General features: G+C 59.0%; 16 protein-coding genes. 7 read left to right on the top strand and 9 right to left on the bottom strand.

Going from position 1 to position 14,773, the window contains the following annotated elements; all coding sequences use genetic code 11:
• Nucleotides 1-80 precede the first annotated feature (80 nt).
• Nucleotides 81-806, bottom strand: a complete 726-nt coding sequence (locus ACP7B1_RS01570) for a uroporphyrinogen-III synthase (RefSeq protein ID WP_346305188.1) — start codon at nucleotides 804-806, stop codon at nucleotides 81-83.
• Nucleotides 806-1,735: a hydroxymethylbilane synthase gene (hemC, locus tag ACP7B1_RS01565; RefSeq protein ID WP_346305189.1), complete on the bottom strand. Its 930-nt coding sequence runs from the start codon at nucleotides 1,733-1,735 to the stop codon at nucleotides 806-808. The genes ACP7B1_RS01570 and hemC overlap by 1 nt, the downstream gene beginning before the upstream one ends.
• A gap of 96 nt (nucleotides 1,736-1,831) precedes the next feature.
• Between hemC and tsaD the strand changes: the two genes are divergently transcribed.
• From tsaD to ACP7B1_RS01540, 5 genes are read left to right on the top strand one after another with little or no spacing between them, the layout of a single operon-like run.
• Nucleotides 1,832-2,911 (top strand): tRNA (adenosine(37)-N6)-threonylcarbamoyltransferase complex transferase subunit TsaD, encoded by a 1,080-nt coding sequence (tsaD, locus tag ACP7B1_RS01560; RefSeq protein WP_346305190.1) that lies wholly within the window; start codon nucleotides 1,832-1,834, stop codon nucleotides 2,909-2,911.
• Nucleotides 2,908-3,894 (top strand): NAD(P)H-dependent glycerol-3-phosphate dehydrogenase, encoded by a 987-nt coding sequence (locus tag ACP7B1_RS01555; protein WP_346305191.1) that lies wholly within the window; start codon nucleotides 2,908-2,910, stop codon nucleotides 3,892-3,894. Before tsaD ends, ACP7B1_RS01555 begins: the two co-directional genes overlap by 4 nt.
• 30 nt (nucleotides 3,895-3,924) lie before the next feature.
• The gene (locus ACP7B1_RS01550) at nucleotides 3,925-4,215 is read left to right on the top strand and encodes a YciI-like protein (RefSeq protein WP_346305192.1); all 291 of its coding nucleotides are present in this window, start codon (nucleotides 3,925-3,927) and stop codon (nucleotides 4,213-4,215) included.
• Between the two features lie 8 nt (nucleotides 4,216-4,223).
• Complete coding sequence (locus ACP7B1_RS01545) at nucleotides 4,224-4,652, top strand: EVE domain-containing protein (RefSeq protein WP_346305193.1); 429 nt, start codon at nucleotides 4,224-4,226, stop codon at nucleotides 4,650-4,652.
• A gap of 9 nt (nucleotides 4,653-4,661) precedes the next feature.
• Entirely contained in the window at nucleotides 4,662-5,333 is a 672-nt protein-coding gene (locus tag ACP7B1_RS01540) for a class I SAM-dependent methyltransferase (protein ID WP_346305194.1), read from the top strand.
• A gap of 7 nt (nucleotides 5,334-5,340) precedes the next feature.
• On the opposite strand, the gene ACP7B1_RS01535 is transcribed toward ACP7B1_RS01540, so the two are convergent.
• Nucleotides 5,341-5,874, bottom strand: a complete 534-nt coding sequence (locus ACP7B1_RS01535; protein ID WP_346305195.1) for a L,D-transpeptidase family protein — start codon at nucleotides 5,872-5,874, stop codon at nucleotides 5,341-5,343.
• A 129-nt stretch (nucleotides 5,875-6,003) separates the two neighbouring features.
• Between ACP7B1_RS01535 and ACP7B1_RS01530 the strand changes: the two genes are divergently transcribed.
• Together ACP7B1_RS01530 and ACP7B1_RS01525 are read left to right on the top strand one after the other, a co-directional pair.
• Nucleotides 6,004-6,687 carry a response regulator transcription factor gene (locus tag ACP7B1_RS01530; RefSeq protein ID WP_091879514.1) on the top strand — a complete coding sequence of 228 codons (684 nt, stop codon included), beginning with the start codon at nucleotides 6,004-6,006 and terminating at the stop codon, nucleotides 6,685-6,687.
• A 38-nt stretch (nucleotides 6,688-6,725) separates the two neighbouring features.
• The gene (locus tag ACP7B1_RS01525) at nucleotides 6,726-7,184 is read left to right on the top strand and encodes a cyclic nucleotide-binding domain-containing protein (RefSeq protein ID WP_346305197.1); all 459 of its coding nucleotides are present in this window, start codon (nucleotides 6,726-6,728) and stop codon (nucleotides 7,182-7,184) included.
• 15 nt (nucleotides 7,185-7,199) lie between these two features.
• Here the strand turns inward: ACP7B1_RS01525 and ACP7B1_RS01520 are convergent, their stop codons facing one another.
• From ACP7B1_RS01520 to tesB, 6 genes are all read right to left on the bottom strand, one after another.
• The gene (locus ACP7B1_RS01520) at nucleotides 7,200-8,006 is read right to left on the bottom strand and encodes an exodeoxyribonuclease III (protein WP_403180097.1); all 807 of its coding nucleotides are present in this window, start codon (nucleotides 8,004-8,006) and stop codon (nucleotides 7,200-7,202) included.
• 129 nt (nucleotides 8,007-8,135) lie between these two features.
• Nucleotides 8,136-8,804 carry an outer membrane lipoprotein carrier protein LolA gene (locus tag ACP7B1_RS01515; protein ID WP_346306072.1) on the bottom strand — a complete coding sequence of 223 codons (669 nt, stop codon included), beginning with the start codon at nucleotides 8,802-8,804 and terminating at the stop codon, nucleotides 8,136-8,138.
• Nucleotides 8,805-9,014: 210 nt separating this feature from the next.
• Nucleotides 9,015-11,642 (bottom strand): DNA translocase FtsK, encoded by a 2,628-nt coding sequence (locus tag ACP7B1_RS01510; RefSeq protein ID WP_346306073.1) that lies wholly within the window; start codon nucleotides 11,640-11,642, stop codon nucleotides 9,015-9,017.
• 218 nt (nucleotides 11,643-11,860) lie between these two features.
• Nucleotides 11,861-13,237, bottom strand: a complete 1,377-nt coding sequence (locus ACP7B1_RS01505) for an ammonium transporter (RefSeq protein ID WP_346306074.1) — start codon at nucleotides 13,235-13,237, stop codon at nucleotides 11,861-11,863.
• A 26-nt stretch (nucleotides 13,238-13,263) separates the two neighbouring features.
• Entirely contained in the window at nucleotides 13,264-13,602 is a 339-nt protein-coding gene (locus tag ACP7B1_RS01500) for a P-II family nitrogen regulator (RefSeq protein WP_346306075.1), read from the bottom strand.
• A gap of 253 nt (nucleotides 13,603-13,855) precedes the next feature.
• Nucleotides 13,856-14,725, bottom strand: coding sequence for an acyl-CoA thioesterase II (gene tesB, locus ACP7B1_RS01495; protein ID WP_288192798.1), 870 nt, complete (start codon nucleotides 14,723-14,725; stop codon nucleotides 13,856-13,858).
• Nucleotides 14,726-14,773: the final 48 nt, after the last annotated feature.

The following is a 14,773-nucleotide window of genomic DNA, read 5'->3' as shown; positions in this document are numbered from 1 at the left end:
TCAGAACAATTGGGTTGACTGAAACCCCAAGCTAGCAGGGAAGTTCCGCTTCGGAAACGTCATGCAGCGACGAATGCCGTTCACCTATCGTCCTGCATCCCTTCCAGGAGGTCAAACAGTGCGTCTTCATCCGGCCTGCGGGCGATCCTGACCGATGGTTTATTGAAGCCCTTGAGATCGTCGGCGATACGCTGAGACAGGCATAAAAAGAGCGTCTTATCAAAGAGATGCGTCAATCCTGCGGCCTCGGCCAGAGTTGACAGGACGCCTGAGCTCATGCGCGAATACAGAAGGCAGCAATCAATATTTCTTGACCCGAGCGTTTTGGTCAGAAACTCAGTTGTATAACTGACTGAAATTGTGTCGTAGACCGATATGGAAGAGCAACGGAACCCTGCTTTCGCCACAGCGCGCTCAAAGCCCGGCGACCTGACGTGGCCGGTCAGATAAAGCAGGGAGTCACTTGAACACAGCTCTTCAATAATCGTTTCCGCCAGCGATTCTCCATCGCCATCGCCCGTTGTCACCGTCTCAAAGCCGCGGGCACGTGCCGCATCCGCGGTTGCCTCACCTACGGTGAAACAGGGCAACTGGAGATAAGGCGCAAGCAACGCTTCGCTGGCGTGGACCAGCGCATTGGCGCTTGTGGCGACAAACGCATTGAAGGTGCCTTCAGGCACGGTCGGGTTCAGGGGAACAATCTCCGTGAGCGGCAACAACAGGGGTACATAGCCCTGCACGCGCAGCCGGTCGGCGGTTCTGGTCGCAGCTGGCAGGGGCCGTGTAACCAGAACGGTTTTTTCCATCAGAGCCAATCCGTAAAGAAATGCGCTCCAGCCTTTGCCCTGACGCGGGCGGCCGCATCCCGCCCGATGGCGGCTGCATCCGCCACATCGCCCTCGCCGGTCACTTCATGGGCTTCCGAACCATCCGGCAGCAGGACCATGCCGTGGAAGCTCAGGATGTTGCCGGAAATCGTCGCAAGACCGGCGATGGGTGTGCGGCAGGAACCATCGAGCGTGCCAAGGAACGCGCGTTCACAGGCCAGCGCCGTCGAGGTTGCAAAATGATTGAGCGGCGCGACCAGCGCATCAATTCGCGCATCGCCGATTCGGGTTTCCAGCGTGATCGCCCCCTGTCCGGGTGCTGGTGGAAAGCTTGCCACATCCATCAGGGCGGTCGCCACATCGCCAAGACCGAGGCGGCGCAAACCCGCATAGGCCAGGAAAGTGGCATCCACATCACCATCGGCCAGCTTGCGCAGGCGCGTTTCCACATTGCCGCGAAAGTTCACAACCTTCAGATCAGGCCGCGATTTGAGAATCAAGGCCTGGCGCCGCAGCGAGGCGGAGCCGACAACCGCGCCCAAAGGCAATTCCGCCAGCGTTTTCACAGTGCGACCGATGAAGGCATCGCGCGGATCTTCGCGCTCCAGAAAAACCGAGAGATGCAGGCCTTCGGGCAGGAAAGTCGGCATATCCTTGGAGGAGTGCACGGCCAGATCAATGCGGCCATCCGCCAATTGCTCTTCGATCTCAAGGGTAAACAGCCCCTTGCCGCCAACCTCCGACAGCGGGCGATCCTGAATCCGGTCGCCGCTGGTTGAAATCACCACGATCTCGATATCGTCTTCGCGCAGGCCATGGGCTTTAACCAGCCGATCACACGTCTCACGGGCTTGTGCGAGTGCAAGCGCACTCCCACGTGTACCGATCTTGAGCGTTTTTGTTTGCATTAGTCGCAGTCCGTGTTACGCGAGTTTGAATTATCCGGCCCTAACTAACGGGCTTTTGTGCAACGGGCAATGCGGCGAAGGATGTCAGGGTCATCGATGCGGGTTTTGGGCATAGAAACAAGCTGTGACGAAACGGCTGCTGCGGTCGTTGAGCGCGACCACAACGGTCACGGACGGATTCTCTCCAACGTGGTTCTGAGCCAGATTGACGACCATGCGCCCTATGGCGGCGTCGTGCCGGAGATTGCCGCGCGTGCCCATGTGGAAGTGCTCGACCGGTTGATCGGACAGGCGCTGCATGAGGCCCACATGACCCTTGACGAGGTGGATGCGGTGGCAGCAACCGCTGGTCCCGGCCTGATCGGCGGGCTGATCGTCGGCCTCATGACCGGCAAGGCCATTGCCATGGCCGCGCAAAAGCCGTTCTACGCCATCAATCATCTCGAAGGCCATGCCCTGACCCCCCGTCTGACCGACCAGATCGATTTTCCCTATCTGCTTCTCCTTGTTTCCGGCGGCCATACCCAGATGGTGCTGGTCAAGGGCCTCGGCGATTATGAACGGCTTGGCACGACCATCGATGATGCTCTCGGCGAAGCCTTTGACAAAACAGCAAAACTGCTTGGTTTGCCCTATCCCGGCGGTCCCGAAGTGGAAAAGGCGGCGCAATCCGGTGATTCCAGCCGCTTTTCCCTGCCAAGGCCGCTCAAGGGCGAGGAGCGGCTCGACTTCTCCTTCTCCGGCCTGAAGACAGCCGTGCGCCAGCTGGCAACCACGCTGGAGCCGCTGTCGCAGACGGATGTGAACGATATCTGCGCCGCGTTTCAGGCTGCCGTTGCCGATACGCTGAATGACCGCGTATCGCGCTCGCTTGCCCGTTTCCGCGCCAGATTTCCTGATGTGAAGGAACCCGCCCTGGTCGTCGCCGGTGGTGTTGCCGCCAACAAGGTCCTGCGGACCTGCCTGCAGGACCTGTGCTCCGGCAACGGCTTCCGCTTCATTGCGCCGCCCATGGCGCTGTGCACCGATAATGCGGCGATGATCGCCTGGGCCGGGGTGGAACGGGCCGGGCATATGGCCGGCGATTCGCTCGATATCGCGCCGCGTTCGCGCTGGCCGCTGGACATGCAATCCGCCCCCCTGATCGGCGCCGGGCGCCGGGGAGCCAAGGCATGAATCCCAGACATCAGATTGCAGTTCTTGGTGGCGGCGCCTGGGGCACGGCCCTTGGCGCCATGGCGGCGCACAATGGACATGATGCGCGCCTTTACGCCCGTGATCCTGCCAGTGTGCATTCCATCAACACACTTCACCGCAATGAAACCTACCTGCCGGGCATTGACCTGCCAGCACCTTTGACCGCCAGTACGGACGCAGCGAGCGTTCTTGCGGGCAGCGATTTCATTCTTTGCGTCATTCCGGCGCAGGCCATGGCGGGCGCTCTCGAGGAGTTGAAGCCCCTGATCCCGATGGCAGTACCGCTGATCATCTGCGCCAAGGGCATTGATCGCAAACGCGGTCTGCTGATGTCCAGTCTGGTCAGGGAAATCATCCCGGATCAGCTGATCGCCGCTTTGTCCGGACCCAGCTTTGCCAGCGACGTGGCAAGAGGCCTGCCAACCGCCGTGACCGTTGCCGCGGAAAGCCAAGCCGTGGCAGACCGTATTGCACTGGCCCTTTCAGGCCCAACGTTTCGCTGTTACTCGACGGACGATCTCGTCGGCGTCGAGATCGGTGGCTCCCTGAAAAACGTGCTTGCCATTGCTGCTGGTGCGGCCATTGGACGGGGTTTTGGCGCCAGCGCACAGGCGGCGCTTGTCACGCGTGGATTTGTCGAATTGCGGCGGGTGGGTCATGCGCTGGGTGCCCGGCCCGAGACAATCATGGGCCTTTCAGGCCTGGGCGATCTGCTGCTCTCCTGCTCGACCTCCCAGTCGCGCAACTATTCCTACGGCCTTGCCCTCGGCCGGGGCGATGACCTGACCGGCAGGCCGCTGGCGGAAGGCGTGGCGACGGCGGCTATTGCCGCGGAGCTGGTCGCCCGGCACTCTATCGAAGCTCCCATCATCGAAGCGGTTGCGCGCATTCTGGACCGCAGTATTACCATTGACGAGGCGGTCGAAGCACTGCTTGCAAGACCGTTGAAAAACGAAGATTAGAAATCTGATTGTCCGTACCGGAGAAACCGAATGCTCTATGCCCTACTTTGCAACGACAAGCCCGGCCATCTGCAGGTGCGTCTCGATACCCGCGCCGCACATCTTGACTATCTCAACGGTCTTGGCGACCGCCTGAAATTCGCAGGGCCTTTCCTCGGGGACGATTCCAAGCCCAACGGCAGTCTGGTTGTGATCGAAGCTTCTGATGTCGCCGGTGCCAGGGAAATCGCCGCAAACGACCCCTATGCCAAGGCTGGTCTGTTTGCATCGGTCGATATCCGCCCATGGAATTGGGCAATCAAGAATCCAGACAGCAAATAGGTTCAAACATGGCATTCTGGCTTTTCAAATCCGAACCCGATGCATGGTCCTGGGAGAAACAGAAGGAAGCGGGCGCCAAGGGCACCGAATGGACCGGCGTGCGCAACTATCTCGCGCGCAACAATATGCGCGCCATGCAATTGGGAGATAAGGGTTTCTTCTACCATTCCAATGAAGGTCTCGAAGTCGTCGGCATCGTCGAGGTCTGCGCGCTGGTGCATCACGATTCGACCACGGACGACCCCCGCTGGGAGTGCGTTGACATCCGTGCGGTCATGGACGTGCCCAAACCGGTGACGCTCAAGGACGTCAAGGCCAACCCCAAGCTGGAAAAAATGGCGCTCGTCACCTCGATGCGCCTTTCCGTGCAGCCGGTCACTCCGGACGAATGGGAGGAAGTCTGCCGTATGGCCGGGCTTGTTCCCGCGCCCCAATGATCGCCCGTCATGGATGAGCAGGCGCTTGATCCCAACAGCGAACGCTACCGGCGCTTTGTTCGGGCGAACACCACGCTGCAGGCGCCGCCGCATGTGCCGGAGATAAACCTGTATCTGGCCGATGAAGCCCATGATCTCTGGCACAAGACGGAGGAGGAACTGGCGACCATTGGCCTGCCGCCACCGTTCTGGGCGTTTGCCTGGGCTGGCGGCCAGGGCGTTGCACGTTACGTTCTCGATCATCCTGATATGGTGAAGGACAGGACCGTTCTCGATTTCGCTTCCGGTTCCGGTCTTGTCGGCATCGCCGCTGCAATGGCCGGTGCGGCACGTGTCACCTCCTGCGACATCGACCCCTTTACCCGCCCGGCGATCCATCTCAACGCCGCTGCCAACGGCGTCGCGGTCGAAACCCTCATTCACGACCTGATCGATACGGACCATGATTGGGACGTCGTCCTGGCCGGCGACGTCTTCTATGAAAAGCCGCTGGCGGACCGGCTCGTCCCATGGTTCACGGCGCTCGCCGCGCGCGGGGCAACCGTGATTGTCGGCGATCCCGGCCGCTCATATTTCCCGAAAAACCTGCTGGAAGAACTGGCGGTCTATGCGGTGCCGGTCACGCGCATTCTCGAAGATTCGGAAGTGAAACGCACCACTGTCTGGCGATTCCGCCGCTAGCAGGGCTTTAGCGCAAGACCCGGATAACCGTTTCCGGTGACAGAAATGGCAGCAACCGGTCCATATCCCGCCGGTTCAGGGCGATGCAGCCTTCCGTATGGGTATAGCCGGGCCGCGCCAGATGAAAGAAGATGGCACTGCCGCCGGAACGCCGCCTTGGCCTGATGTTCCAGTCCATGACGATGCAGACGTCATAGAGATCATCCTTGCGCCACATGGTTTCATGGCTGGCGTTGTAGGGAATGCGCACCTTGCGATTGTAATTGCGATCTTCGCCCACCTCGCACCAGCCGTCGGTGCGGCGCAACGCGTGCAAATTGAGGCCAGTCGGCGCGATCACCCGTTTGTCCGGGCGTTTGAAGCCATAGAGCAGCCGCATGCGCGCCAATGGCGTTCCCCCGTCGCCCTCGCGTTTGAAGGCGGTGATCCCGCCCTTTCCCAGGGCGCAGTGCAAAACCATCTGGCCAGCGATCAATTGCCCGCGGCTGCGGTGGCCGGGTTTGCGGCGAACATCGATCATTTTCAACGCAGTGCGACTCATACTTGCCTCATAAAAAGCATTTTTATGTCAGACTGATGCGCCGCATAAGCAATATCAAGCCAGTCCTCTTTCTTTCCGGAACAATTCGACTTAAATTCCAACCACTTCTTTGCACGGGCGGGAAACCATATGACAGCACGCACCATTCTTATCGTCGATGATGATACTGATCTTCGCGCCATCCTGGTCGAGCAGCTGAGCCTCTATGAAGAGTTCCAGATCATCGAGGAAGACAATGCGACCAAGGGTATCCAGTCCGCGCGCAATGGCGTCGTCGATCTCCTGATCATGGATGTGGGCCTTCCCGATATGGACGGGCGGGAAGCGGTCAAGCTTCTGCGCAAAGGCGGGTTCAAGGCACCCGTGATCATGCTCACGGGCCACGACACTGATTCGGATACGATTCTCGGCCTCGAATCAGGCGCCAACGACTATGTCACCAAGCCATTCCGCTTTGCCGTGCTGCTGGCACGCATCCGCGCGCAATTGCGCCAGCACGAACAGAGTGAGGACGCGACCTTCGTTGTCGGCCCGTACACTTTCAAACCCGGCCAGAAAATGCTGATTGACGCCAAGGGCGGCAAGATCAGGCTGACGGAAAAAGAAGTCGCGATTATCAAGTATCTTTACCGTGCCGGCGGCAAGGTCATCACCCGTGATGTGCTGCTGGAAGAGGTCTGGGGCTACAATTCCGGTGTGACGACCCACACGCTGGAGACCCACGTCTACCGGTTGCGACAAAAAATCGAGCACGATCCGTCGAATTCAAGCATACTTGTTACCGAAAGCGGGGGATACAAACTCATTCCTTGATGCCGATCAGGTCAATCTAGGTATATGTCTGTTCTTACATGGCAATTGAAGATGATATTCGCATTCTGGAAACAGTGGGGCTGTTCGGGACATTCACCCGCGACCAGTTGCGTCTGCTTGCCTTTGGGACAGAGCGCCTCGTCCTGAGGGAAGGCCGTGAGCTTTACCGTGAGGGCCAGTCCGCCGATTGCGCCTATGTGATCGATCGAGGAACCATTTCGCTGTTCCGCGAAGGCCAGTCCGGGCGTGTCGTGCTCAAGAGTGTGGGCCCCGGCGCGGTTCTCGGCGAAATGGCGATCATTGCCCAGACCAAGCGCCTCACCAGCGCCATGGCGGACACGGAAACCGAAGTCATCCGTCTCAATCGCTCGCTGTTTCGGCGTATTCTTGAGGAGTACCCGGAAATTGCCGCCGCGCTCCATACACAGATTTCCGAAGACCTGAGCGAGATGATCGCGGCAATCAGCAGATATGAGCATCTGTTCGGCAGCCAGTAACGGCCCAAGCCATCTTTAATCCAGATTGAACCGGGCAATGACCGGCACGTGATCGGACGGACGGTCCCAGCCGCGCGCTTCGCGCAACACGGTGATGCTGGCAAGATCATTTTCCAGATCCGGTGACCCCCAGATATGATCGAGACGGCGACCGCGATCAGCCGCGGCCCAATCAGCGGCGCGGTAGCTCCACCACGTATAGATCTTTTCGTGCGGCGGAATGTAATGGCGCATCAGATCGCTCCAACCGCCGTTCTTGCGCAGGGCCTCGAAGGTCTCCGTCTCGATCGGCGTATGGCTCACAACTTTCAGCAGTTGCTTGTGCGACCAAACGTCGGTTTCGAGCGGCGCAATGTTCAGATCACCCACGAGCAGCGAGGCATGGCCATCGCCATAAACGGCATTCATCGCCTTCATTTCTTCGAGAAAGCCGAGCTTGTGCGCGAATTTCGGATTGATGACCGGATCCGGCTCGTCCCCGCCCGCAGGCACGTAGAAATTATGGATGCGTAGCCGCTTCGATCCGGCCGTGACAATCGTGCTCAGATGACGGCAATCGGCAATGTTGCAGAAACCCACCCGCGCCGGCTCCGACAACGGCCGCCGCGAGAGCGTGGCAACGCCGTGATATCCCTTCTGGCCGCTGATCTCGATATGTTCATAGCCGGCCATATGGAAGGCCTCACGCGGGAAGAGATCGTCGGGACATTTCGTCTCCTGCAGGCACAGGACATCCGGCTGGTGATCGCGCAGGAATTGCAGGACCAGATCAAGACGCAGGCGCACGGAATTGATGTTCCAGGTGGCAACGGAGAAAGGCATGGGAGAGGAATCTCGCGACAGAATGGATTGATGCGAGACTAGACCATCTCTGCTGCGATTGAAAATCGAAAGGCCGCTCGTCCACACGCGATTGGTGCAACGATGCGGCCCTGGAAACGATGAATGCGGTCAGCGCTTCATGGCGATGCGCGTGTAGTCGATTGTGAACATGTCCTTGGCGAACTTCACGTCCTTGCGGACATTGGTTATCATGACCGTCGTATCAAGGCCCTGCGCATCGGTGATCGTCCACTGGCGCAGTTCATAGGTCTTCGGATCGAACATCATCTTGATGGTCGAGTTGCCGAAGACAGATTTGTCGCCGAGGACGATCGTGGTCATGTCGGGCTCTTCCTTCACGGACTTCACCCGATCGCCGGTCAGGTCGATCTGATCAGCGAGGAGCAGCTTCAACGGTGTCTTCGACAAGGGATAGAGATCCCACGTGTCGAGCTTGCGGTTGTTGATCACGACGGATTCACCGTCGGAAATGACACGGATCGGCGATGGCTTGTTGTAGGTGAAGCGAATCTTGCCTGGACGCTCGATATAGAACGTGCCTTCGGTTTGCTCACCGCGCGGACCGAACTGAACAAAGTCACCGGTCATCGTCTTCACGCTGGAAAACTGGTTGGCGATCTGCTGTGCGCCATTGATGGCGGCAGGTGCCGCCTGAGCGTTTGCCAGTCCGGAAATGCCAGTCGCACCAAGAAGCAGCCCCATGCCAACCACGGAAGCCGCAGCACATGTCCGGGCAAAGGTGCCAATCGTGCGAAACGAAGCTTTGGTCGTTGTCATGGTGTTATGTCTCCTGTCTTATTCTCTTGCTGTATACCCGGTCAGTTTGACCTGACTATGGCCGAGAAACGGCGGGAAACCGCAACTTGTTCCTCAAATTCGTGACACATCGGCGTACACACCGGTTACGTAACGCTGGTTCATGCCGTTATGTAGTCATTCATTGCGCCCGTTACAGGACGCGCAGGCGAAAATGCTACGTAACGGCGCTTAAAAATCATCGTCCTGTGTCGGCACGAGAATGTCGCGTTTGCCCGCATGGTTGGCAGGGCCGACGATGCCCTCCTGCTCCATGCGCTCGATGATCGAGGCTGCCCTGTTATAACCGATGCCGAGGCGGCGCTGGATGTAACTGGTGGACGCCTTCTTGTCGCGCAGCACCACGGCAACAGCCTGATCGTAAGGATCATCCGAATCTTCCAGATTGGATGTCCCGGCCGGACCACCGCCCATATCGTCTTCGTCGTCCTCTTCCGTGATCGCATCGAGATATTCGGGGACGCCCTGCAGTTTCAGATGATTGACGATCTTTTCCACTTCGTCGTCACCGACAAACGGCCCGTGCACGCGCTGGATGCGACCGCCACCGGCCATGTAGAGCATGTCACCCATGCCGAGCAGCTGTTCGCCGCCCTGCTCACCCAGAATGGTGCGCGAATCGATCTTGGATGTGACCTGGAAGGAAATGCGGGTTGGAAAGTTCGCTTTGATCGTGCCGGTAATGACGTCGACAGACGGGCGCTGTGTCGCCATGATCACGTGGATACCGGCAGCACGCGCCATCTGCGCCAGACGCTGGACAGCGCCTTCGATGTCCTTGCCGGCCACCATCATCAGATCGGCCATTTCGTCGATGATCACAACGATATAGGGCATGGGCTGCAGATCCAGCTCTTCCGTCTCGTAGACCGCCTCGCCCGTTGCCCGGTCGAAGCCGGTCTGCACGGTCCGGGCAATCCGCTCGCCCTTCTTCTGCGCCTGTTCCACCCGCTGGTTGAAACCGTCGATATTGCGCACGCCGACCTTGGACATCTTGCGGTAGCGGTCTTCCATCTCCTTGACGGTCCATTTCAGCGCTACGACGGCCTTCTTCGGATCGGTCACGACGGGTGTGAGCAGATGCGGAATGCCGTCATAGATCGACAGTTCCAGCATCTTCGGATCGATCATGATCAGCCGGCACTGTTCCGGGGTCATGCGGTAAAGCAGCGACAGGATCATGGTGTTGATGGCAACGGATTTACCCGAACCGGTGGTACCGGCAACGAGCAGATGCGGCATCTTCGCCAGATCGGCGATGACGGCCTCGCCATTGATAGTCTTGCCCAGCGCCAGCGCCAGCTTGGTCTTGGTCTGCTCAAAATCCCGGCTGGCCAGCAATTCCCGCAGAAAAACCATTTCGCGGGTCTGGTTTGGCAGTTCGATACCGATGGCATTGCGGCCCGGCACAACAGCAACACGCGCTGCAATGGCACTCATCGAGCGGGCAATGTCATCGGCCAGCGTGATGACACGCGACGACTTGATGCCCGGAGCCGGTTCCAGCTCGTATAGCGTTACGACAGGACCCGGGCGTACATGGATAATTTCACCCCTGACGCCAAAATCTTCAAGCACGCCTTCCAGCAGCCGCGCATTCTGCTCAAGCGCTTCCTTCGAAAGGCTTGGGTTGCGGACCACGTTCTTCGGTTCGCTGAGGAAATGCAGCGGCGGCATTTCAAATTCGTCGGATTTGATCAGGGATGTCTGGGCTTCGCGCTGCACGCGCGCGCCGGTCCGCGGTGCCGGGGCTGGCGTGGCGATCCGCGCCTTGCCGCCGGGTATTGCTGTCGGGCGCGCGGGCGCTGCCTGCGGCGCCCAATCATCCACCTCATCGTCTTCGCTGAAGGCGATCGGATCGTAGTCATCAGGTTCGTGCCCGAAACCGTCATTGCCGATGTCGATTGACGGCGCCTCAATGCGCGGCGCTTCGTCATAAAAACCTGGCTCGCGGCGTGCCCCGTTCTGCCGTGCCATTGGGGCATCGGCGAAGAGATCATCGTCATTGTGCCGTGCCGCCGCACTGCGCGCACTGCTGTAAAGCCCGGCGCTACGCCCGAACAGACGGCGGAAGAGGGCCTTGATGCTGAGGAACCAGTGGGTCAATGCGCCGAGCGCCAGCCAGCGGCCGCCTTCGCTTTCCTCGTCATCCTCGTCCTCGTCGTCAAAGTCCTCTTCCTGCGCCACATGACGGCCGGATTTCTTGGCTACGACCGGCTCGCTGTCGCGATAGGTCAGCCCGCTGGCAAAGCCGAACACCCACAGCGTCGGCAAAGCGAGAACGGCGACCAGGATCATGGCCAGACCGCCGCGCGGGAATGTTCCGGTGAAGATCGCCGGGATTTTGAGAACCATGTCGCCAAAAACACCACCAAGGCCGATCGGCATCGGCCAGCTTGCGGGAATGGTGAAGCAGCCGGCAATGGCCGCCGCCATCAGCGATGCGCCGAACCAGGCAATCGCCCGCCGCGGCAAACGGTCGACGCCGCGGCCGGTCAGCATCAGACCACCCCAGAACAGCGCCGGCATGAGCGCGACAACCGTCGAAAGGCCGAAAAACTGCATGCCAAGGTCGGCAAAAACCGCGCCAGCATAGCCAAGGGCATTACGAACCGGATTGGAAGTGGCGTGGCTGAAGCTCGGATCGATCACGTTCCAGGTCGCAAGGCTGCCAATGGCAAAGGCAACGAAACAAAACAGCGCCAATCCCCAGACAATCTGGATCTGTCTGCGGAAAAGGGTCGTCAACCCGTGCCGGTTTTCTTCGATCGCATAGGAGGCTGAATATCCTTGACGCATGAAATCTCGCCCTAAGTAAACGCATGCACGGCGGTCGTGAGTAACCGCAGATTCGATTCCCACGTTACGGTGCGGATGGTTAAGGGGGCATTAACCATGGCGAGCCCGAGCGAAATTACATTGGCGGAGTTGCCATCCCGGGTTCGACAAGCTTGCCTGCCGCAACAAAAAAGGCCCGGAAAACCGGGCCCTTTTCAGTTCCTGTCAAAAGCCGTCCATTAATTGTGGTAGGCCGCTTCACCATGCGAGGTGAGGTCGAGACCGATGGATTCGGCTTCAGCGGTCGGACGCAGGCCAACGACGACATCGACGATCTTGTAGAGGATCAGCGAACCGATGCCGCTCCAGACCAGCGTGACGAGCACGGCCTTGATCTGCACGAACACCTGCGCGCCCATGGTGACGCCTTCCGCATAACCGACGCCGCCAAGCGCCGTGCTGGTGAAGAAGCCGGTGCCGATGGCGCCGATGATACCGCCGATACCATGCACACCGAAGACATCGAGGCTGTCGTCATAACCGAGCTTCGGCTTCACCACGGCCACCATGTAGTAGCAGATGATGCTGGCAATGGCGCCAAGGAAGATAGCGCCAACCGGACCGATGGTTCCGGCAGCAGGCGTTACTGCAACCAGACCGGCAACAACGCCGGATGCGGCACCCAGCATCGAAGCCGTCTTGCGGGCGAGCGCTTCGATCACAACCCATGCAATGATCGCACCGGCCGTTGCCGTGAAGGTGTTGATCATCGCCAGCGTCGCAATGCCGTTGGCCTCGAGAGCCGAACCGGCGTTGAAGCCGAACCAGCCGACCCACAGGATCGCAGCACCGATCATGGTGAGCGGCATGGAGTGCGGCGCCATCATGTCACGGCCAAGACCGGCACGCTTGCCGATGACGAGAGCACCAACGAGACCAGCAATACCGGCATTGATGTGAACGACCGTGCCGCCGGCAAAATCAAGCGCACCCCAGCCATAGATCAGGCCATTGGAATCCCAGACCATATGGGCGATCGGGAAGTAGACGAACGTAACCCAGAGAATGACGAACAGGATCGTTGCCGAGAATTTGATGCGTTCGGCAAAAGCACCGATGATCAGTGCCGGCGTAATGGCGGCAAAGGTCATCTGGAAGCAGATGAACACATACTCGGGAATACCAACGCCTTTGGTAAAGGTTGCGGCAACCGAAGCCGGCGTCACGCCGGAAAGGAAAACCTTGCCAAGACCGCCCCAGTAAGGGCTGGTGCCGCCGCCGAAGGCGAAGGAGTAACCGTAGAAAACCCAGATGATCATGACGACGGCAGCAATGCCGGTGCACTGCATCAGGACGGAAAGCACGTTCTTGGCACGGACGAGACCGCCATAGAACAGGGCAAGACCCGGAACGATCATGAACAGGACGAGGACGCTGGAGATCATCATCCAGGCGGTATCCCCTTTGTTGACAGTCGGCGCAGCGGCTGCGGCGGCATCCGCTACCGCAGGCGCCGCTTCCTGAGCGAGTGCGGCCAGCGAACCGAATGCGGTCAGCGCCAGCGAACCCAGAAGGGTACTGCGCACCGCGGATGTCAGACTGGTTGGAATTTTCATTATTTTCTCCTTAAACCCCAAATGACTCAAAGCGCATCGGTGTCAGTTTCGCCCGTACGGATACGGACGGCCTGATCAATGCTGAGAACGAAAATCTTCCCGTCACCGATCTGGCCGGTTTTGGCGGCTGTGGTGATGGCTTCAATGGCGGTGTCGACGAGCTCTGACGCGACAGCCACTTCCACTTTCAGTTTGGGAAGGAAGCTGACGGCATATTCCGCGCCACGATAAATCTCGGTGTGTCCTTTCTGGCGGCCATAACCCTTCACCTCGGTGACGGTCAGGCCCTGGATGCCGACAGCGGTAAGTGCTTCGCGCACTTCGTCCAGCTTGAACGGCTTGATGATGGCCATCACAATTTTCATTGACTATACCCCTGCGCTAGCGCGGTAGCCCTCAGGTGGAATTACCTGAACGGCAGCAACCCGCGTTGAACCCATCCCCTAAGCCTTGATGGCCCTTGGCGACTGGTGAGGAGTATTCAAGTTCCGTGCCAGACTCGAAAAATAATACTAAGACATTGATTATATATGGATATTTTTATCAGTTCGGCAGTGCACAATACATTATCCGGCAACATGCCTAAAAATTAGGCATTTCAATCTGCGTGGTCGATTTTCACTCGGCCGGATGCACACGAATTAGGCCTTCCTGAGCCGTCGAGGCAATCAGAGTGCCATCGCGGCTGTACAAGGCGCCTCGATTGAAGCCACGGGCACCGGCAGCGCTTGGGCTGTCTGCCGTATAAAGCAGCCAATCGTCGAAATTGAAGGGGCGGTGGAACCACATGGCGTGGTCCAGGCTTGCGACCTGCAAATCTTTATCGAAAATCGAACGGCCATGGGCATAGAGTGAGGTATCCAGCAATGTCATGTCCGAGAGATAGGCCAGAACCGCCGCCTGCAGGGCGCGGTCATCTGGAACCGGCCCCGTTGTCCTGATCCAGACGTTCTGCTCCGGCGGCAGCTTTTCCCGCGTGAAGTAATGGGTCAGGGACAGCGGCTTCATCTCGATGGGACGGTCCTGCTCCCAATATTTGCGCACATTGGCTGGCGCATTCTGCAGATACTGCTCCTTGAGGTCCTTGTCGCTCATCAGCTTTTCTGGCGCGAGAACATCGAGGGGTATCGGCTTTTGGTGCTCAAGTCCTTTTTCTTCGATCTGGAATGAGGCCTCCAGCGAAAAAATAGCATGCCCGTGCTGGATCGCCACCACGCGCCGGGTGGTGAAACTCGCGCCGTCGCGGATGCGATCCACCTCGTAGATGATCGGCACTTTCGGATCGCCCGCACGCATGAAATAGCTGTGCAGGGAGTGGACGTGACGCTCAGGATCGACCGTGCGCTGCGCCGCCACCAAAGCCTGACCGATGACCTGCCCGCCAAACACCCGCTGCCAGCCGACCTGCGGACTGCGACCTCGAAACAGGTTGTGTTCAAGTGTCTCAAGGTCGAGTATGGACAAAAGCTCTTTCATGGCATCAGACATGACGGGCGCGACTCCTGTTCGTACGGTCGGCATAATAGTGCCTGAATC

This window comes from Phyllobacterium sp. SL163 (assembly GCF_049896885.1).
Taxonomy (GTDB): domain Bacteria; phylum Pseudomonadota; class Alphaproteobacteria; order Rhizobiales; family Rhizobiaceae; genus Phyllobacterium; species Phyllobacterium calauticae.
This window is presented reverse-complemented; position numbering and strand designations above follow the sequence as displayed.